Origin of the sequence: Micromonospora sp. S4605 (genome assembly GCF_003176715.1) — a bacterium.
GTDB lineage: Bacteria > Actinomycetota > Actinomycetes > Mycobacteriales > Micromonosporaceae > Micromonospora > Micromonospora echinaurantiaca.
Window position 1 is genome coordinate 74,268 of record NZ_QGSW01000115.1, and the last position, 20,082, is coordinate 94,349.

General features: G+C 72.8%; 12 protein-coding genes. 7 read left to right on the forward strand and 5 right to left on the reverse strand.

Translation table 11 applies throughout. The features are described 5' to 3' along the window. Positions 1-7 precede the first annotated feature (7 nt). The 4 genes from DLJ47_RS07535 to DLJ47_RS07550 all read left to right on the forward strand — a co-directional run bounded on the left by DLJ47_RS07535 (position 8) and on the right by DLJ47_RS07550 (position 12,426). Complete coding sequence (locus tag DLJ47_RS07535; protein ID WP_109899331.1) at positions 8-2,332, forward strand: beta-xylosidase/alpha-l-arabinosidase; 2,325 nt, start codon at positions 8-10, stop codon at positions 2,330-2,332. Between the two features lie 365 nt (positions 2,333-2,697). Beyond that, entirely contained in the window at positions 2,698-7,860 is a 5,163-nt protein-coding gene (locus DLJ47_RS07540) for a poly(ethylene terephthalate) hydrolase family protein (RefSeq protein WP_109899332.1), read from the forward strand. A 9-nt stretch (positions 7,861-7,869) separates the two neighbouring features. Beyond that, positions 7,870-8,154: a hypothetical protein gene (locus DLJ47_RS07545; protein WP_109899333.1), complete on the forward strand. Its 285-nt coding sequence runs from the start codon at positions 7,870-7,872 to the stop codon at positions 8,152-8,154. 9 nt (positions 8,155-8,163) lie between these two features. Continuing rightward, the gene (locus DLJ47_RS07550) at positions 8,164-12,426 is read left to right on the forward strand and encodes a papain-like cysteine protease family protein (RefSeq protein WP_109899334.1); all 4,263 of its coding nucleotides are present in this window, start codon (positions 8,164-8,166) and stop codon (positions 12,424-12,426) included. Positions 12,427-12,486: 60 nt separating this feature from the next. On the opposite strand, the gene DLJ47_RS07555 is transcribed toward DLJ47_RS07550, so the two are convergent. Then, on the reverse strand, positions 12,487-13,068 hold the full coding sequence (locus DLJ47_RS07555; RefSeq protein ID WP_109899335.1) for a TetR/AcrR family transcriptional regulator: 582 nt from the start codon (positions 13,066-13,068) through the stop codon (positions 12,487-12,489). Between the two features lie 80 nt (positions 13,069-13,148). Here DLJ47_RS07555 and DLJ47_RS07560 point away from each other — a divergent pair, with 80 nt between their 5' ends. The 3 genes from DLJ47_RS07560 to DLJ47_RS07570 all read left to right on the forward strand — a co-directional run bounded on the left by DLJ47_RS07560 (position 13,149) and on the right by DLJ47_RS07570 (position 15,739). Further along, positions 13,149-13,652 (forward strand): DUF2867 domain-containing protein, encoded by a 504-nt coding sequence (locus tag DLJ47_RS07560; RefSeq protein ID WP_109899336.1) that lies wholly within the window; start codon positions 13,149-13,151, stop codon positions 13,650-13,652. Positions 13,653-13,702: 50 nt separating this feature from the next. Further along, a complete protein-coding gene (locus DLJ47_RS07565) occupies positions 13,703-14,698 on the forward strand; it encodes an NAD(P)H-dependent flavin oxidoreductase (protein WP_109899337.1) in 996 nt (331 codons plus the stop codon). Positions 14,699-14,785: 87 nt separating this feature from the next. After that, positions 14,786-15,739 carry a LysR family transcriptional regulator gene (locus DLJ47_RS07570; protein WP_109899376.1) on the forward strand — a complete coding sequence of 318 codons (954 nt, stop codon included), beginning with the start codon at positions 14,786-14,788 and terminating at the stop codon, positions 15,737-15,739. Here the strand turns inward: DLJ47_RS07570 and DLJ47_RS07575 are convergent. From DLJ47_RS07575 to DLJ47_RS07590, 4 genes are all read right to left on the reverse strand, one after another. Continuing rightward, positions 15,664-16,821 (reverse strand): vWA domain-containing protein, encoded by a 1,158-nt coding sequence (locus tag DLJ47_RS07575; protein ID WP_233257702.1) that lies wholly within the window; start codon positions 16,819-16,821, stop codon positions 15,664-15,666. The genes DLJ47_RS07570 and DLJ47_RS07575 overlap by 76 nt on opposite strands. A 69-nt stretch (positions 16,822-16,890) precedes the next feature. Next, positions 16,891-17,706, reverse strand: a complete 816-nt coding sequence (locus tag DLJ47_RS07580) for an SRPBCC family protein (RefSeq protein WP_233257703.1) — start codon at positions 17,704-17,706, stop codon at positions 16,891-16,893. Between the two features lie 244 nt (positions 17,707-17,950). Next, a complete protein-coding gene (locus tag DLJ47_RS07585) occupies positions 17,951-18,901 on the reverse strand; it encodes an NAD-dependent epimerase/dehydratase family protein (RefSeq protein ID WP_109899339.1) in 951 nt (316 codons plus the stop codon). Positions 18,902-18,995: 94 nt separating this feature from the next. Then, positions 18,996-19,991, reverse strand: coding sequence for an ABC transporter ATP-binding protein (locus DLJ47_RS07590; protein ID WP_109899340.1), 996 nt, complete (start codon positions 19,989-19,991; stop codon positions 18,996-18,998). Between the last annotated feature and the right edge of the window lie 91 nt (positions 19,992-20,082).

A 20,082-nucleotide genomic window follows, 5' to 3' on the forward strand; every position in this document is an offset into this window, starting at 1 on the left:
GCACATCATGACTGAGGTTCGCGGTGCGGTGGGTGGGTCGGTGCCGGCCCAGGCGGATCCGGACCACGACCTGCCGGACGGGCGCGACGGCGAGGCGCGCCTTCGCGAGCTGCTCGGCCGGATGACGATCGAGGAGAAGGTCGCCCAGCTGGTCGGCTTCTGGGAGAAGGAGGACGGCGAGGCCGTCGCACCGCTGCAGGGCGAGTTCGGCGACAGCAGCAAGCTGGAGGACTTCTCCCGGCACGGGCTCGGCCACCTCACCCGGCCGTACGGCACGCGTCCCGTCGACGCCGCCGCGCGTGCGTCCTGGCTGTGGAAGTTCCAGTCGGACCTGGTGACCGGCACCCGGCTCGGCATACCGGCGATCGTCCACGAGGAGTGCCTCACCGGGCTCTCGGCGTGGAAGGCCGCCACCTTCCCCACCCCGCTGGCCTGGGGAGCCGCCTTCGACCCCGAGCTGGTCACCGAGATGGCGGCGGCGGTCGGGGCGTCCATGGGGTCCCTGGGCATCCACCAGGGACTCGCCCCGGTGCTCGACGTGATCCGTGACCCGCGCTGGGGCCGGGTCGACGAGTGCATCGCCGAGGACCCCTACCTGGTCGGCACCCTCGGCACGTCGTACGTGCGTGGCCTGCAGTCGCAGGGGGTGCACGCCACCTTGAAGCACTTCGTCGGCTACTCCGCCTCGCGCGCCGGGCGCAACTTCGCCCCCGTGCACGCCGGTCCGCGGGAGGTCGCCGACGTGCTGCTTCCGCCGTTCGAGATGGCGATCCTCGACGGCAACGCACGCTCCGTCATGCACTCCTACGCCGAGATCGACGGCGTGCCCGTCGCCGCCGACCCGACGCTGCTCACCGGCGTGCTGCGGGACAGGTGGGGCTTCGACGGCACGGTGGTGGCCGACTACTACGGGGTGGCGTTCCTGAACCTGCTGCACCACGTGGCGGGCGACCACGCGGAGGCGGCCGTGCAGGCGTTGACCGCCGGTGTCGACGTCGAGCTGCCGACGGGCGACGCCTACCTCGCCCTGCGGGAGGCGGTGCGGGCCGGCACGCTGGACGAGGCGATCGTCGACCGGGCGGTGCTGCGGGTCCTGCGGCAGAAGCTGGAACTCGGGCTGCTGGACGCCACCTTCACGGACGAACCGCCTCAGGTGGTCGACCTCGACTCGCCGGAGCACCGGGCGATCGCCCGCCGCCTCGCCGAGGAGTCGATCATCCTGGTCGCCAACCGGGACGCGCTTCCGCTGCCCGCGGGCCGGCGCGTCGCGGTCATCGGCCCGAACGCCGACCGGCCCGGTGCGCTCTTCGGGTGCTACTCCTTCCTCAACCACGTCCTCGTCCAGCATTCCGACGTGGAGACCGGTATCGAGATCCCGACTGTCCTCGACGCGATGCGCACCGAGTTCGGCGCCGATCTCGTCACGTCCGCACGCGGCTGCGAGGTGGACGACGACGACCGGTCCGGTTTCGAGGAGGCCGTCGCGACGGCGGCCGCCGCGGACGTCGCCGTGCTCGTCGTCGGCGACCACGCCAGCCTCTTCGGGCGCGGCACGGTCGGCGAGGGCTGCGACCGGGACGACCTGGAGCTGCCGGGCGTCCAGCGCGAGCTCGTCGAGGCGGTGCTGGCGACCGGTACGCCGGTCGTCCTCGTGCTGCTCACCGGCCGGCCGTACGCGGTCGACTGGGCGCTGGCCCGCTGCGCGGCGGTGGTGCAGGCGTTCTTCCCGGGCGAGGAGGGCGCCGGGGCGATCACCGGGGTGCTGTCCGGGCGGGTCAACCCGTCGGGCAAGCTGCCGGTCAGCCTGCCCCGGTCGGCCGGGGCGCAGCCGTACTCGTACCTGCACCCCACGCTCGGCGAGGGCAGCGAGGTGACCAACCTGCCCACCACGCCCGCGGCGCCGTTCGGCCACGGCCTGTCCTACACGACGTTCGAGTACACCGACCTGACCGTGCCGGCCACGGTGCCGACCGACGGGGCGCTGCCCGTGACCGTACGCGTGACGAACACCGGCGCGGTGGCCGGCGACGACGTGGTCCAGCTCTACGGCCGTGACCTGGTGGCCTCGGTGACCCGGCCGGTGGCGCAGCTGCTGGGCTACCGGCGGGTCCGGCTGGCGCCGGGCCAGTCGGTCACTGTCGAGTTCACGGTGCCCACGACGCGGCTGGCCTTCTCGGACCGCACGCTCACCCGGGTCGTGGAGCCCGGTGACGTCGAGGTCTGGGTCGGTACGAGCGCGCGACGGGACGCCCAGGCGCTGACCACGCTGGTCGGTGACACCGTGCCGGTCACCACCGCGTCCGCGCGGTGGACGACGTCCGGGATCAGCTGAGGTCCGCCCGCCGGTCGTCCGTGACGGACGGCCGGCGGGCGCCGTCCGGGGATTTTTCCCGGGAGCAGCTGGGCGAGACTTCCCGCGGTCGGCCGGCGACCGTGGCGCGCGGCCGAGTGGCACTGGTGTGCCCGCGACCGGCCAGATCCTCGCGGAACCTCGCCGGCGGTCGGTGATCTGACTCGACCGATGGCTTTACCTACCCGTCCCGGCGGCGGACGATGAGCCTTGCGAGACGTGAATGCGCTGCTCATCCCTTGTCTGCCCGGCATGGCGCCGGCGATAGCCGGCAGATACCTCCGCAGGGCGAGCCACGACCGGAGTCGGCCTGACGCGATCGCTACCGACGCTGCGCGGAGGTCACCATGGCCGAGATACTCGTCGTGCACGGCACAGTCCGGCCCCGGGCGACCGGAGGGTCGGTGGAGGGCTACCGCGTGCAGGTCGGTCTCCGGGCCGAACGGACGCTCGGCGACGAGGTGCTCCGGTTCCCCGTCGTCGGCTCGGCGCGGCTGCCCGCGGACGGCGAGTTCCGGATCGAGGTCAGGCCGGACGGCGTCCCGGTCGACCCGGTGGAGATTTCCGTGGCGGCCGCGACCGGTGTCGAGGTCCACCGGCTGCGCCGCTCGCTGGAGCAGTTGGCCAGACCACTCCGGTTGCGGGTCCAGACCGTCGACCGGGTCGAGGTCGTGCCCAGCGACGAGCCCAACCTGGGTGCCCGCACCCGGATCACCGGCCAGGTCGTCGACCAGGAGGGCCGGCGGGTTCCGCCCGACCTGCCGGTGGTGATCTGGGGCGTCGACCCGGCCGGCGAGCCCGACACCGCTGGTGACCGACCGGCCCGGCCCCTGGTCATCACCGCCACCCGGTCCGACGGCCGGTTCGGTGCGGACTGGGTCGACGACGTGCTGGTCTCGGCGTCCGGCAGCGTCGTCGGGGGAGTGCGGCAGCCTGTGCCACTGGCCGCCGACGGCCGGCTGCCGCAGGCGATCCTGCTGGTCGTCGACCTCGACGACGACGAACTGCCGGACGACGACTGCGGCTGCTCCGCGACGCCGCCCCGAGTGCCGGACCAGGCCGATCTGACCGGCAGCCCGGAGGCGTTCTCGCAGGACCTCGGCGGCGGCTGTGTCGATCTCACGATGCCGAACCGGGTCATCGAGGAGTTCGCCTACTTCCAGGTGGTACGGACCTCGGAGCCGCGGGTGGCCGGGCTGACCCTGAACCCGCGCCGGGCCGTACCGTCGGATCTGCTCGCCGACCTGCTCGGCGTGTCGATCGCGGCGCAGGCCCTCGGGCTGACCCGGCCGACGTCGGTGGCCCTGCAGACCACGAACCTCACCCTCGACGTGCACGCGGCGCGTTCGCTGGTTCGCACCGACCGGCCGCCGAGCGTCGCCGCGATCACCCGCGCGGCGTGGCTGTCGGAGGTGACCGCCACCACGGACATGATCGACGCCGGGCTGCGGACAGCGTCGGATCGGACGATCCTCGACGCCGAACACGCCATCGACTGGGACTACACGCCGCGGATCCACCCCGCGCTGGATATCGCCTACGGCCATCTGCTGCAGTTCCGCGAGGTCTGGCGCGCCGACGGGTACTCCCTCGGCGACCTGCTCTACTCGCTGCCGCTCGCGCCCGGACAGCGCCGCCAGGTCGCGGTGGTCGACTGGGACCGGCGCACGTCGTCGGCCCGGGAGGAGCGGCTGGAGTACGAGGAGCACCTCGACGCGCTGCTCAGCCGCGACCGGGCCGTGCTGGAGATGGTCGGCACCGACCTGCACGAGGAGATCTCGGCCGGCTCGCGCAACACCACCTGGGGGGTCGCCGGCGGGCTCGGCGCCGGCTTCATCGGCAGTGGTTTCGGCATCTTCGGCGGCGTCGCCGGCGGCACCAGCGGGTCCAGTTCCTCATCCTGGCAGGACGCCGCGCGGACGTTCGCCGGCGATTCCATGCAGCAGTTGCGGGACCGGGTGTCCCAGCGCAGTTCGGCGCTGCGCAGCCAGCGCTCGTCGGTGGTGCAGAGCGTCAGCCAGGGGGAAACGCTGCGGGCCGAGACCGAGGTGGTGGCCAACTACAACCGGTGCCACGCGATGACGGTCGAGTACTTCGAGGTGCTGCGGCACTTCCTCGTCACCCATGAGCTGGCGGACGTGCGCGAGTGCCTGTTCGTGCCGCTGCCGCTGGCGCCCTTCGACCGGGCGAAGGTGCTGCGCTGGCGCGAGGTGCTGGGACGATTCCTCCGCAGGGGCGAGCTGCGCGGCGGCTTCGACGCCATCGAGCGGATCGCCGACAACTGGGTGGGCTGGGACTTTCCGGTGGCCCGCTACAGCGAGGAGGCGCCCGAGTCGATCGAGGGCGAGTTGCGGATCAGTTTCCTGCTGCCCCGCCCGCGCGACGCCGCCGACGGTCGGTACCAGGTCGACATGTGGCGGCCGCTGGCGCCGTTCCTGAACGTCGACACCCTGGAACTGTTCACCGCCAAGCTGAACGAGCGGACCGCGCGCGAGCGGGACCGGATCTTCCGTACCGAGATCGCGCCCGGCATCGCCGAGCGGCTGGTGCAGCGGCTGCGGCTGGCGTTCGTCGGGCCCGACGGTGGCGAGTCCGAGGTGCCGGTCGACGCCACCCTGGTGTCGCGCTACGCCGAGAGCGTGCCGCTGTACGTCACTGTCAACCAGGCCGGGGCGGTGCCGGGCGTCCCGCGTGACGACATCGCGCACGTCAAGATCTGGTACGACGGACCGCCGCTGCCGCCGGACGCCCAGGTGATCGTGCACTCCGGCCGGTTGCGCTACCGGACGCCGCACCTGTCGGCCGTGCTCTTCGACGACGCCCGGATCATCGACGACATCAAGCTCGGCGACGCCGTCGTGGTCGCCGCGCCGCTGTCCCAGCGCGAGCTGCGGAACCCGCGGCAGGAGGACGTGAAGCTGGCCGACCTGCTGGTCGCCCACCTCAACGACCACCTCGAGTTCTACCACCAGGCGATCTGGATGAGCCTGGACGCGCAGCGCCGGTTCATGCTGCTCGACGCGGTCGAGGTGCCGGGGTTGGGTGGCCGCAGCGTGGCCAGCCTGTGCAGCAACCAGCTCATCGGCATCGTCGGCAACAGCCTGGTGCTGCCGGCGGCGCCCGGGCTGCGCCTCGACCCGACGCTCACCGAGGCCGGCGGCGACGTGGCCCCCGTGCCGCTGGTCAACGCGTACGCCGCCCCGCCGGCGCCGCCGCTGCGGGTCAGCGTGCCGACCCGTGGCGTCTTCGCCGAAGCCGTCGCCGGTTCGTGCAACGCCTGCGAGAGCGTCGACGACACCCGCTACTGGCGGTGGAGCACCGACGGTCAGCTCGAGCTGCCGGAGATTTCCCCCGTCTCCACCGAGAGCCGGGCCGGTACGGAGCCGGACCTCACCCCGACCCCGCTGCCGGCGCCGCTGGTGCAGATCCAGAACGCGCCCGCGGTGCCCGATCCGGTCGGCCTCCGGGCCGCCTTCGAGCTGCTCTCCACGCCGGGCCTGTTCCAGGACGTCACCGGACTGGAGGGCACCCAACGCAACGCCGCGGCCGCGTTCGAGGCGTCACTGTCAGCCGCTTCCGCGCTCGGCGACGAGGCGGCGAAGCTCGCCAGCCAGCAGGAGCTCGGTCGCAACGCGGAGCGGATGCTGGACCGCATCAACCAGGCGCGGGGCGACGGCCTGCTCAGCCAGAGCGAGGCGCAGGAGCTGGCCTCGTCCGCGCTGCGCGGCCTGGTCGGCGAGCCGCGGCCGGGCGCGCAGGGCCCGACCACGGACCCGGTCGTCGATGACGTGATCGACAAGGCGGCGCAGGGCGCGAAGGCCGACATCAAGGTGAGCAGCCCCAGCGAAACCGTGGAGGTCAGCTTCGCCGACGAGCGGGGCGTCGTCGGCGCCGGGCTCATCCCGTCGCCGCCCCTGGAGCTGTTCCACCAGATTCCGCAGGTGGTGGTCGTCGAGCCGTGGTGGGAAACCAGCATGACCCCCTTCGTGATCGACACGTACGACACCCTGAAGGCTCTCCTCGGCAACCACCTCGAGAAGCCGGAAGCGGCCGGGCTGATCGAGCAGGATCCGCTCGATCCGACGAAGTACCTCGTCGAGCGGCGGCTGCGGATCGTGTACCCGGCCGACGCCGCCACGCCGACCCGGGTGGCCGGGACCGGCCGGCTGCCGGTGGCGGTGATCCTGCACGGGCAGTCGGTCCCCGGCAGGCTCATCCCGAGTTTCAACGGATACCAGAAGCTGCAGGAGGAGTTGGCCCGGCACGGGATCATCTCGGTCTCGGTCGACACCAATGTCGCGAACCTCTTCGACTCGATGATCGAGATGCGGACGCAGATGGTGCTCGGTGCGCTGGACGCGTTGCGGACCCTGGATGCGAACCCGTCGTCGTCGCTGCACCAACGGGTGGATTTCGACCGGGTCGCGCTGATGGGGCATTCCCGCGGCGGCGACGCCGTTATCCGGGCCGCCCGGAGGAACAGCGTCCGCCCGCCGGCCACCCGGTACGGCATCCGGGCCGTGTGCGCGCTCGCCCCGACCGACCTCGCGTTCGGCAAGCCGGAGGAGGTGGCGCTCGGCAGGAGTGACACGCCCTTCTTCGCCGTCGTCTACGGCGCGCGCGACGGCGACGTGGCGGGCGGTCGAGGTGCGAGGTACTACGGGGGGACCGGGTTCCGTCACTACGATCGCGCCACCTGCGACAAGGCGATGGTCTTCATCGACAACTGCAACCACAACCGGTTCAACTCCGAATGGTTCAAAGCCGGCGATGACACGGGCCTGTTCCCGGATCTTCTCCTGTCCGCCGCGGATCACGAGAAGCTCGCCGACGAGTACATCGGCGGGCTGTTCCGGTGGCGACTGCTCGGCGATGCGAAGCCGAAGGGGCTCTTCGACGGCACCGCCGCCAACACGCTCGGCGCGGGGGTGTCGTTGCAGTGGTCGTTCGGCAGCCAGATCCAGGTCCTCGACGACATGGAGGACCCGGTCAAGCCGCGCACTCTCACCGGTGGCTCCATCGACCCGTTCCCGGACGTCCTGATCGGCGCCCGGTCACTGGACAAGGCGACCAACCACGTGACCACGATCCTCGTCCTTGAGCCACCCGGGCCGGCCGGCTCGGCCTACTCCATCGCCCTGCGGCCGGGGGAGTCGGACTGGTCGAGCTTCGACGCACTGACCTTCGGTGTGGGCGCCGACTACGACCTCAGCAGCCAGGACACCATCGACGCGGGGCAACTGCCGGCCTTCAGCGTGATCGTCACCGACGCGGACGGGGCCAGCACGACGATCAACGCGTCGGCCCTCAACGGACCGCTCGTTCCCCGACGACCCGTCTGGCACTGGACAACGGGGAACTCCTCCGTTCTGCGCCTGGAGACCATGACCCTCCCGGTGGACAAGCTCACCGGCATCAACCCCGCCCGGGTCGCACAGGTCGGCCTGAGAGCGGCGCCCGGCATGCTGCGGCACCTGTTCTTCGACTCCCTCCAGCTCGTGCGGCACTAGGAGCACGCCATGCAGGTCGACAGCGCCGACTTCGACACCATCACCACGCCGCTGCCCACCGACTGGGTGATGCGGGTCGTCATCCACGGCAGCGGCCTCGTCTTCGGCGCGACCCCGATGCTCGCCAGGGTGGGTTCCCAGGCGGTGCAGGGCCTGATGCCGACCCTGGAGGAGGGGGTCGTGCTCGGCTTCCTGACCACTGTGCCGACCGACGGCGACGAGCTGCGGATCGGCTACGCCAACGGCGAGGACCTCGCCTCCACCGGCATCACGTACAGCGCTCCGGACGCGTAGGAGGACGAGATGACGACCCTGCTGCGCGGCACGCTCGACGCGACCGGCGTGCACGACTTCACCGGATACGCGGTCACCGCCAGGTTCGAGGAGCGGCTCACCGTCGACGCGGCCGAGGCCGTCTTCGTGGCCGGACGCCGCGACGCGGTCGTCGAGCGCGACGGCGCCTTCGCGCTGGACCTGCCCGATCCCGCCGACCGACGCGGGCCGGTGACCCTCACCGCATTCGCCCCTGACGGGCTGCCGGCCGGAGGCCGGGTCGTCTCCGCCGACCTGCCCACCGAACCGGTCGAGATCACCGTCGTGGCGCGGCCGGCCACCGAGGTGCCACCGAGCGAGGACCTCACCCTCGGCCAGCAGCTGAAGTACACCGGTCTGGCGATCGACCCGCGCGGGCGGGGGGTGCCCAGTGACCTGCTGCTGGTGATCTGGGCGCGGGCCGACGCGGAACCGGCCGCCCCGGTGTCGGTGACCCGGACGGCGGTGGGCGGCTACTTCTCCGGGCCGTGGCCGAGTCGCGGGTTCGCCGAGGCGTACGCGGTGCTGTCGGGTGGCCCGCCCATCCCGATCCCGTTGGAGGACGGGCTGCTGCCCCGACGGATCGTGCTGCAGGCGCCGGCGTTGCCGGCCCCGCCGCCGAAACCCGACGACTGCGACTGCCCGGACCCGACCGTCCCGCCCCGCTCCCCGGACCAGGTGGACGTCGCCGGCAACGTCGAGGCGTACGCGAGTGACGCGGTTCGCTGCGTCGACTTCACCGTCTCCAACCGCACCCTCGACGAGGTGACCTATCAGGCCGTCGTACGCACGACCCAACCGCGGCTCAAGGGTGTCACCCCGACAGGCCGGCCAACCATCCCCGGCGCCCTGGTCGACGAGTTGGTGCGGCTGGCCCGGGTGCGTCCGGTCGTGCTGGACCCGGTCCCGCCGGTCGCGCCGGCCCCGACCGCCGATCCCGTCGCGAACCTGCCGCGCACCGGCCCGTTCGCCCTCGGCGCCGGGGCCACCCGCGCGGCCGCCGGCCTCGCGTCCGGCGCACCGGAAGCCCGCTCCACCGCCGGCGCCGCCCGGCAACCCGAGGTCGTGCCGCGCGCCCTCACCGCGGCGCAGCGCTTCGTGCCCGGCATCGAACTCGACGGTCGGTGGGCGTCGACCGCCCCCGACACCCTGGCCAGCCGGGTCCTCGAACAGCGGGCACTGGCGGGCGACCCGCTGCGGCTGGACGCCAGCGTGCTCGCGGACCTGGCCCGGGACCCGCACGACGTCACGCCACTGCGGCTGGTGGCCGCCGAACAGACCAGCGTCGTCCGCCGGTTCCGCGCCGCCGTCGGGCTGCTCGCGCAGCCGGAGCCGGGCCGGTTCACCCTTGATCCGGACCGCCAGCTCGACTGGGACCAGATCCCGTACGGCTACCAGGCGGCCACCATCGCGCACGGACATCTGCTGACGATCAAACAGGTGTGGCGGGCTGACGGCTACTCCCTCGGCGACCTGCTCTACTCGCTGCCGCTCGCGCCCGGGCAGCAGAAGCTCGTTTCCGTGCTCGACTGGAACCGGTCGGAGGTCGCCAGCCGGCGGGCCGAACGGACCGTGGCCGAGGAACTCGTCGCCGACCTGAGCCACGACAGCGACATCAGCGACGTCATCCGGTCCACCCTGACCGAGTCGATGCGCGGCAGCTCCTCGGCCGACGTGTCGTCCGTGGCGGCCGCCATCGGCGGGTTCATCGGGCCGTTGGTCTTCGGCGCCGCGGGCGGCGTGTCGTCGGCCGGCTCGACGGCCAACCAGACCTCCGCCCGCGCGCTCACCGGCACCGCGCTCAACCAGGTCCGCGACCGCACCCTGCAGTCCGCCAGCGCCGTCCGCGGCCAGCGGTCCACCGTCGTGCAGACCGCCCGCCAGGGTGAGTCGGTGCGTGCGCAGACCGAGGTGGTGGCGAACTACAACCACTGCCACGCGCTGACCGTCGAGTACTTCGAGGTGCTGCGCCACCTGCAGGTCAGCCAGGAACTCGCCGCGGTGCAGGAGTGCCTGTTCATCCCGTTCGCCATCTCGCCGTTCACCGCCGACAAGGCGCTGCGCTGGCGGGAACCACTGGAACGCGGGCTGCGCCGCCCTGAGCTGCGGGCCGCCTTCGACGCCCTGGCTCGGGTCCGCGCCGACTGGGCCGGCGCGGACGTGCCGCCCGCCCGGTACGCCGACGAGGCGCTGGTCGACCTCGACGGCGAGCTGATGGTGCGGGCGACCCTGCCGCGGCCGGCGGACGGAGAGTCCGGCGAGTTCGTCGAGGCGAACTGGGACGGCTACGCCGACCTGCTCTGGGACTCACCGGCCAACATCTGGCAGCGGTATCTGGGAGTCGCCCTGCCGGCGTCCCGCGACGCCATCTGGGACAGCCGGATCGCGCCCGGGGTGGCCCAACGGTTGCTCGGAACCATGACCATGTCGCTGATCGAGGACGGGGCGGCCACCCGGACGGTGACTGTCGACCCGGCGATGGTCGGACTGTTCGGGCAGGACCGTCCCCTGCTGGTCGGGTTGCAGGCCGGCATCCCGCTACCGACCGTGCTGCGCGCGCAGATCGACCGGGTCCGGCTGTCGCTGGCGATCAGCAACCTGCCGCCGGGCGCCCGGCTGGTGGTCGACTCGGGTTCGCTGCGCTACCGCACCGCGCATCTGAGCCACCACCTGTTCCTCAACCGGCGGATCCTCAACGACCTGAGCCTCGGCGACGACGTCGAGATCGCGGTGCCGCTGGACGCCGCCGAGAAGCGGAACCCGCGCGACCGGGACCGCCGCCTGGCCGAGCGGCTCCTCGACCACCTCGACGAACACGTCGAGCACTACCACCGGGCGATCTGGCTCATGATGGACCCGAACCGCCGCTACCTGCTGCTGGACGGGTTCGTCGCACCGGACGCCGGCGGGCGCAGCGTCGCCTCCGTGGTGGAGAACCGGGTCGTCGGCGTCGTCGGCAACAGCCTGGTGATGCCGGTCGCGCCGGGGTTGAAGCTCGACGCGACGTACGAGTTCGGCCGGTCGACCCCGGCGGACCTGCGTCACCTCTACGCCGCCGACCCGGCGCCGCCGATGCGGATCAGCCTGCCGACCTCCGGCGTCTTCGCCGAGGCCGTGTTGAGCAGGTGCAACAGCTGTGAGGTCATCGACGACACGAAGTTCTGGCGGTGGGAGGAGGCGCCCATCCCGGACCGTCCACCCGGCATTGACCCGCTCAGTACGGCCAGCCGGCGGACCACCCCGCCCAACCTGACGCCCGACGCGTTGCCGACGCCCGTCGTCGGCCTGCAACAGGCGCCGAGCGCTCCCGACCCGACCGGTCTGGCGGCGGCGATGACCGCGCTCGGCAGCGCGACCATCTTCAAGGACCTCACCGGCCTGGCGGTCAACCAGCAGAACGCCGCCGAGGCGCTCAAGACGTCGATGACCGCGGCGCAGGGCTTCGCCACCAAGGCAGGCGCCCTCGCCCAGCAGCGGTTCCTGAACAAGGAACTCGACCGCACCCTCGCGCACATCAAGGACGCGCGCGACAAGGGGCTCCTCTCCGACGACGAGGCGCGCGCGTTGACCCGGAGCACGCTGCGGGGAGCGATCGGCGAGGTACGGCCGGCGACCCCGAGCGCGACCCGCTCCGCGGCCGTGCGACGCGCGATCGACCGGGTGGCCACCTCCGATCAGGGCTCGCTGCGGGTCACCCGGCCCGAGGGCACGGTGTCGGTCAAGACCGGCGCCGTCGCCGGCCGACCGGCACTCGACGTCGCGGTCGACCCGCCGGTCGTACCGATCAAGCAGAAGTCGTCGCTGGTCTGCTGGGCCGCCGGTGGCGCGATGATGTCGAACTGGAAGACCGGCCGGTCGGCCACCGTCGAACAGGTCCTCGACGGTCTCGGGGGCTCGTGGCGCAGCAGGTACGACCTGAACCAGGGGGTGGGCGTCGCCGACTTGCGGGCCGTGCTCGCCGCGGTGGGGCTGACCGAGGACGGCCCGGCGAGCTACACGCCGGAGGGTCTCGCCCGGCTGATCGAGGCGGTCGGCCCGGTGCTCGACATCGGCGACGACGGGATCGAGAACAACCAGATCTCGCACGTACGGATCCTCACCGGTGTCCAGGGCGACGGCACCCCGGACGGGAGCACCGTGTCGCTGGTCGACCCGGCCAGCGGCACGGCGCTGACCATGGCCGTCCGGGCCTTCGACCAACTGCACACCGGCGCCGACCCGGTGGCGCTGCTCGTCGGCGTCTTCCACTTCTGACGGCGACCTGGCCGGCTGGTCCAGGCGGCCGGCGGCCACGACCGCCGCAACGAGGCCGGGTCAGTGGCTGGCCCTTGTGGGGCGGTCGAGCAGCAGGTCGGCGGCGCGGGCGAGGACCTGGGCCCGGGTGCGGTCGCGGTGGTCGGCGGCGAGGAAGTGCTCGCCGATCGCCAGGCAGAAGGCGAGCAGGCTGCGGGCCTCGATCTCGTCGGCATCGGGGCAGAAGGTGCCGATCATCTCGCGCAGCAGCGCCATCCGCCGGTTGTCCACCCGTCGCAGGCGCTCGGCGACCGCCTCGTCGCGCCGGGCCCAGTCGCGGATCGCGAGGTCGATCGGCAGCAGGCGCTCGCTGGAGAAGGTGAGCACACCCGCGCGCTGAATCTTGGTCTTCGGGTCACCGCCCTCGCGCTCGACGCGGTCGATCACCTCGTCGATGCTCTCCCGCTCCCAGGCGTCCAACATCGCCGTCAGCAGCGCGTCCCGGTCGGCGAAGGACCCGTAGAACCCGCCCTTCGTGACGCCGAGATTCTTCGCCAGTGCCTCGACGCGGACGGCGTCCGGGCCACCGGCGGCCAGCGCCCGCAGCCCTTCCTTGATCCACCTGTCCCGCGGCGTGCGAGTCGCGCCCACGATGTGCCTCACCCACCCTTCCTATATACGCCACCGTACAACTGGGTTAGCCTGCTTTATACGGCACCGTATATCTGATCGGGGGCAGTGAGATGACCATCGGCCTTGTCGACAGTGCCGTGGGGACGCACCATATCCCCGCGTCCGTCCGCGCGCTCAGCTCGTTACCCAGCATCGACTACGCCGACCGGTTCACCCTCCGCACGGAAGCGGACGCCACGCCGGAGCAGTGGGCCCGGGCGATGTTCGGCGACGTCCCCAGCGTCGCGGAACTGCTGATCTGGCGCGGTTTCCTCGGTCTGCGACTCAGCCGAGGACGATCGGCGGACACTGTGGCCGGATGGCGGATCGACGGCCGTGGCGACGACTGGATCCGGCTCCAGGCCACTTCCTGGTTCCTGACCGCCAACCTCCTGGTACAGACCGCCGACGAGCGGGTGGCACTCGGCACCTTCCTGCGCTACGAGCGGCGCCTGGGCCACGGTGTGTGGCCCCCGTTGTCCGCCATCCATCGCCGACTGGTGCCGGGGGTGCTCCGCGCCGCCGCCGCCCGCGTGACGACCGCATCCCGGCGCGCGGACCGGACGATCCCGTGAGGCGGCCCCAGCCGGGACGGGGCCGTGCTTCCACCGTCGTGAGGTGAGCGATGGCGTTGTCGACGGAGTTCACGGAGTTGCTCGGGGTGCGGCATCCGATCGTGCTGGCGCCGATGGGCGGGTCGGCCGGTGGCGCGTTGGCGGCGGCCGTCTCCCGCGGCGGGGGCCTCGGGATGCTCGGCGCAGCGGACGGGCAGCGGGAGTGGCTGGATCGTGAGGTGCGGATCGTCGCTTCGGGCACCGACCAACCGTGGGGAGTCGGCTTCCTGACCTGGGCGGTCGACGTCAGCGCGGTCGAGCGTGCGTTGGGGTACGGGCCCCGGGCGGTCATGTTCTCCTTCGGCGACCCGGGCCCGTTCGCGGACCGTGTCCGTCGCGCCGGGGCCGCCTTGATCATCCAGGTCACGGATCTGGCGGAGGCCCGCCGGGCCGTGGACCTGGGTGCCGATGTCATCGTGGCCCAGGGCACCGAAGCCGGCGGCCATGGCGCCCGGCGCGGGCGGTCCACGCTGCCGTTCGTACCCGTCGTGGTGGATCTCGCGGCGCCGGTGCCGGTGCTGGCGGCCGGCGGGATCGCCGACGGCCGCGGCCTCGCCGCGGCCCTGGCCCTGGGCGCGGCCGGAGCCCTGATCGGCACCCGCTTCCAGGCCACCGCCGAGGCCCTGGTCGATCCCCGGATCACCAGGGCGATCGTCGACGGACGGGGTGAGGACACTGAGCGCAGCAACGTGCTGGACATCGTCCGTGGCTCCCGATGGCCGTCGACGTACACCGCCCGTACCCTCGGCCACCCCTACCTCGACCGGTGGCGCGGTCGGGAGGCCGAACTCGCCGGCGACGCCCGGTCCAGACAGGACTATCAGGACGACGTGGCACGAGGGGCCGTACCTCCGCTACCGGTCTGGGCCGGCGAGGCCGTCGACCTCATCACCGACCTGCCCGCCGCGGCCGACCTCGTCGCCACCCTGGCCACCCAGGCCGAGGACGCCCTGTCCAGGGCCGGACGGCGCCGACCCGGGCGGGTCGGGCGCGGCGACGTGAAGTGACTCTGGCGGCGGGGCGGCTGACCGGGAATGATCGCGGTGGAGCACGAGACGTTCCGGATCATCCGATCGGGAGAGTGGTCGACGACGATGACCCCGACGCAGCTGCGCGCGTACGTCGCCGTGGTCCGGCTGGGGTCGGTCAAGCGGGCCGCCGCGCAGCTCGAGGTCTCCGAGTCGGCCGTCTCGCTGCTGATCGGGCAGTTGCGCAGGGAGTTCGGCGACCAACTGTTCACCCGGACGGCGGCGGGGCTCGCCTTCACCCCCGGCGGGCTGCGGCTGGCCAGCCGCGCGGCCGAGCTGCTGGGCCTGCAGGACCGTACGGTGCTGGAGGTGAGCGCGGCGGCCCGGGGCCGCCGGCTGCTGCGGGTCGCGGCGTCCAGCCTCTTCGCCGAGCTCGCCGCGCCGGGGTTGATCGAGCTGTTCGCGAAGCGCGCCGCGGACCTCGACGTGGAGTTGAGCGTGTGCAACCCGGCTTCGTTCGAGTCGCTGTTGCTGACCCGGGCCGCGGACATCGCGATCGGGCCGCAGCCGGTCGTCGACCCGGCGATCGCCTGCCGGCCGGTGATGAACTACCGGCTCGTGGTCGTCGTCGGCCCGGACCATCCGCTGGCCGGTGTGCCGGCGTCGCCGGCGCAGCTGCGCGAGCAGACCTGGCTGCTCGGGCCGTCGGCGGCCAGCGACCTGGGTGCGGTCCCGGCCATGCTGCGCCGGCTCGCCGTGCCCGAGGATCGGCAGCGGATCTTCCAGAGCCACGCGGCAGCGCTCGGCGAGGCGAAGCGCGGCAGGGGCGTCGCGCCGGCGCTGTCGTTCACCGTCGCGCCGGACGTCCGTACCGGTCAGCTTCGGCCGCTGGTCGGACCGCACGCGACCGTCGAGGCCGTCTGGCATTCGCTGGTGCTCGCCAACCCCGGCGCTCCGTCGGCCGCGACCGAGCTGTCCCGGTTCGCGTCCACGCCGCGGGCGATTCAGGCGATGATGCGCGGCGCGGGGGTCAGCGTGGGCCACTTCAAGCCGTCGGTGCACGTGACGCTCTGGAGCTGACCGGCGGCCGCCACCAGCTCCCGGAACGTGCCAGCCGGCAGCAGCCGGTCGCAGTAGGGCAGCGCGGCGGCCATCCCCGCCACCCGGGGCGCGAAGCCGGGGGCGCCGGCCCGCGGGTTCAACCAGACGATCCGGTACGCGCGGCGGCGCAGCCGGGCCATCACGGCGGCCAGGTCGCCGGGCGGGTCGCTGTCCCAGCCGTCCGAGCCGATCACCACCACCGCCCCGCGCACGGCGGCACCGTGGTGGGAGGCGAGCAGGGCGCGCAGGTTGGTGGCGATGCGGGTGCCGCCGAACCGGTCGGTGACGGCCGCGCTGGCCTGCGCGACGGCGGCGGTCGCCGAGGTGTGCCGCAGCGCGACGGTGAGCCGGGTCAGCGTCGTCGCGAACGCGAACACCTCGGCGTCGGCGGCCACCGCGAACGCCCGCATCAGGTGCAGGTACGCGGCCGCTTGCGCCCGCATCGACTCGCTGACGTCGCAGAGCAGCACCACCCGGCGGGGTCGCCGTACTGGCCGTTCGCGGACCACCTCGACGGGTTCCCACGCGGTGCGGCGGGCCCGCGCGATCGTCGGCCGCAGCGCGATCCGCCGTCCGGCCGGGGCGACGGCGTGGCGTCGGGTGCGTCGGGTCGGCCAGCGGGCGACGGCCGCGCGCAGGGCGTCGCCGAGCAGGTCGAGCTGTGCGCCGTCGAGGTCCTCGAATGGTCGGTCGGCGAGCCCGGCGAGGGCGCTGGGTGTCCGCTCGGGCAGCCGGGTCGCGGTCTCGGACTCCGCCGCCTCGGCGACGGCCGGTGGCAGCGTCGCCCAGGGCAGCCCGCCGCCCGGGCCCGCGTCGTCGGTGGTCGCGGGCACCGGCACGTGCACGTCGTCGCGGGCACCGGGCGGGGCTGCGGACCGGGGCAGCGGCAGCGGCGGCGCGTCGGCGAAGACCGCGGTGAAGACCCGGTCGAACGCGGCGAGGTGGGCGTGCCGCCGGACCAGGCTGATTCGGGCGGTCCAGTAGAGCGTGGACATCTGCACGGGTGGGTTGGTGGCGAGCGCCCGGACGAAGTCGTCGACCTCGGTGAGGCCGGCCGGCACGCCGGCGCCGCAGTCGGTCGGCGAAGGCCACCGCAAACGCGGCCCGGTCGACCCCGCGCAGCAGGCCGCTCACCCGCGCGCGACCAGCCAGGCGATCACCGCGCCGACGACGACGAGGCCGACCAGCACCGGCACGAGGCGCTTGGTGATCGAGCCGCCGGCGAGGCTGAGCAGGTCGAGCGCCTCCGGCTCGGCGGCCGGCCCGGCACCGATGGTGCTGGCCGGCCGGGCGGCGGGCGTCTTCGCCGCCGTGGCCGCGCCGGCCGAGGCCGCGAGGGTCGTAGGGGTGTCGGGCGAGGCAGGGACGGCTACCGGGGTGTCGGCCGGGGCGACGCCGGCCCCAGGGGTGCCGGGCGGGGCCGCGAGGGCCGCAGCGGCGCCGGGCGTGATCGCCGCGGCTGCGGACCCGGGCCGCGCGGTTGATTCAGCCGGGCTGCCCACCGGCGCGATGCTGCCCGCGTCCTCGGCGGCCAGCCTGGCCTCGAGGTTGGCGACGAACTGGGCGAGCAGCTTGCCGGACACCTCCTTGATCATGCCGCTGCCGAACTGGGCGAGCTTGCCCGAGATCTTCAGGTCGGTGTCCACAATGGTCAGCGTCCGGTCGCCGTCGGGCCGCAGCTGCGCGGTGACCAGCGCGGACGCGTTGCCCGCCGAGCGGGCGTCGCGTCCCTTCGCGTCGATCACGCCGCGGTACCGCGTCTCGTCCTTCTCGACGAACCGGGCGGTCCCCGCGAACTCCGAGACGACCGGCCCGACCTTGACCTTCACCTTGCCGCGGTAGACGTCGCCGTCGACGCCGGTCAGCTGCGCCCCGGGCAGGCAGGGCGCGACGAGATCATCGCCGAGGCGTGGGGAGGGACAGGTCGGCCCCTCACCGACCTGCACACGCCGATCCACCACGCGTGAGAAGCGCTGACCGGACAAACGACCCGCTGCCGCTCGCAGGACCGTGGTCGGCGCAGGGCCGCCGAATCCGGACGGTGAGGGATGGCAGCAGCGCCTGCTGAAACCCCGGTGGGCGACGAGAATCGGGCGCGCTTTCGCCCTCCCTGTCGGCATTACCGTTCAGGTCGACCGAGGCGCATCCCAGCAGCAGCCTGGACCGCTACCCAAAAGCTCCCGACCGGCATCACGCCGATGGCGGCACGCGATCGTGCTCGGCGGTCGTTGCCGAATCGGCGAAGGTCTCGCGGAGCGCCGGGTCCAGCGACCGGCCAGTCGCCGGTTCGATGAACAGCTCGGCGAGTAGGAGATCGGCGAGGTGGGTGAGGTTGATGCCCGATTCCTTGCGACCGAGGGCCTGCAGCATGCCGGCAAATCGTAGGGAGACTCGTGCGGCGCCGGCGGGCAGGCGGCCGACCCGGCGGCGTCGGCCGACCGCCTCGGCGATGCGCGCCATCATGTCGCTCCACGTGAGGTTTTCGTCAGCGACGGGAATGTCCGCACCGCGGGCCTGCTCGAGGGCGTCGACAGCGATCTCGGCCACGCTGCGCGCTGAGGCTGCGGCAGTCCCGCCGGCGGGGACGACCAGGGGTGTACGAGACCTCGCCCAACGGTCCAGCGGGCCGGCCCAGTTCGGCAGCCGGTCGCCGGCCCGGCCGAAGACGAACGGCAATTCGAGCACGGCAACCGGCAGATCCGGGCCGGCGGCCGCCCGTCCCTCCTGGGCCTGCTCCGCCCGGCACCGGATGTACGTGTGTCGGGTCGCAAGGCGCCACTGCGGATGCAGCCGATCGAAGTAGGTGTAGTACGAGCCCATGATGACCCCGCGGGTGAGACCTTCGTGGCGGGCCGCAGTGAACAGGCGTATCACCGGCTCGACGATGTCCTGGCGGAACACCGGATAGATCGGCTTGCGCAGTGGTCGCTGCTCGTCTGTCCGGGCCGCGTAGACCACACCGTCAAGTCCGGCAAGCAGCGGCCGCAGGTCGTCGACCGAGGCAAACTCGAGATCGAGTACGTGATCAACACCCGGATGGGCGGTGCGCGCCACCGTGGTCACGGCATGGCCCCGCTCGCGCAGCACGTCCACGGCGTGGGCGCCGATCAGACCGCTTCCACCTACCACGAGAATCCGCACGCTGAATCGTCCACGCCAGACCCCGGAGCTTGTCAAGCCCCGATTTGAGCCCGTTTCAGTTTCGGCCCCGGCACCGCCCGGCGCACCCGGACGGTCACGAGCCGGAGCGGGCGAGCTGCGCCGACCGGTCACTCACCTGCTCGGCCGCGACGTGGCAGGCCACCCGCTGGCCGGAGCCCAGCGGTAGCGGCAGCAGCGCCGGATCGAGCCGCCGGCAGTCGTCCTGGGCGAGGGGGCAGCGCGGGTGGAACGGGCAGCCGGACGGCGGCGCGGCCGGGTTCGGCACCTCGCCGGAGACGGTGGCCTCGATCGGCTGGGACAGCTCCGGGTTGGGCGCGGGCACCGCGGCGCACAGGGCGGCGGTGTAGGGGTGCCGTGGGTCGTCCAGTGTCGACTTCCAGTCGCCGATCTCCACGACCCGACCGAGGTACATGACCGCGACCCGGTCGCTGATGTGCCGCACCATGGCCACGTCGTGACTGATGAACACGTAGCTGAGGCCCAGCTCGGCGCGCAGATTGACCAGCAGGTTCATGATCTCGGCGCGTACCGACACGTCGAGCGCCGAGACCGGCTCGTCGAGCAGCAGCACCTTCGGCTCCACCGCGAGGGCCCGGGCGATGCCGACGCGCTGCCGCTGGCCGCCGGAGAGCTCGTGCGGGTACCGGTCGGCGAACGCCGCACCCAGGCCGACCATCTCCAGTAGCTCGCCCACCCGCCGCTCGCGCTGCCGGCCGTCGGCGAGCCGGTGCACGGCCAGCACCTCGGCCAGGGTCTGGCCGACGCGCAGTCGCGGGTTGAGCGAAGAGTACGGGTCCTGGAACAGCATCTGGATGTGCCGGCGCTGCCGGCGCAGGGCTGGGCCCCGCAGCTCGGTCAGGTCCACCCCGTCCAGCTCGACCCGGCCGGACGTCGGATCCTCCAGTCGTACCAGCAGCTTGGCCAGGGTCGACTTGCCGCAGCCGGACTCGCCGACGATGCCGAGGGTCTCGCCGTCCCCGACGGTCAGCGACACGCCGGCGAGGGCGTGTACGACGCCGTCGCCGCCCCGCACCGGGTACTGCTTGACCAGGTCGGTCGCCGTGAGCATCAGTTCCCGCCTCCTACTAGTTGCTCATTGTTGAGCGGTTCGGATGGATCGCTCGCCGCTCGACCATTGCCGCCCTGGAGTCCTGGACCGG

Bases quoted from the DNA above. Each gene is read 5' to 3' on its own strand.
- DLJ47_RS07535 (WP_109899331.1), top strand. From the start codon at position 8: ATGACTGAGGTTCGCGGTGCGGTGGGTGGGTCGGTGCCGGCCCAGGCG.
- DLJ47_RS07540 (WP_109899332.1), top strand. From the start codon at position 2,698: ATGGCCGAGATACTCGTCGTGCACGGCACAGTCCGGCCCCGGGCGACC.
- DLJ47_RS07545 (WP_109899333.1), top strand. From the start codon at position 7,870: ATGCAGGTCGACAGCGCCGACTTCGACACCATCACCACGCCGCTGCCC.
- DLJ47_RS07550 (WP_109899334.1), top strand. From the start codon at position 8,164: ATGACGACCCTGCTGCGCGGCACGCTCGACGCGACCGGCGTGCACGAC.
- DLJ47_RS07560 (WP_109899336.1), top strand. From the start codon at position 13,149: ATGACCATCGGCCTTGTCGACAGTGCCGTGGGGACGCACCATATCCCC.
- DLJ47_RS07565 (WP_109899337.1), top strand. From the start codon at position 13,703: ATGGCGTTGTCGACGGAGTTCACGGAGTTGCTCGGGGTGCGGCATCCG.
- DLJ47_RS07570 (WP_109899376.1), top strand. From the start codon at position 14,786: ATGACCCCGACGCAGCTGCGCGCGTACGTCGCCGTGGTCCGGCTGGGG.
- DLJ47_RS07590 (WP_109899340.1), bottom strand. From the start codon at position 19,991: ATGCTCACGGCGACCGACCTGGTCAAGCAGTACCCGGTGCGGGGCGGC.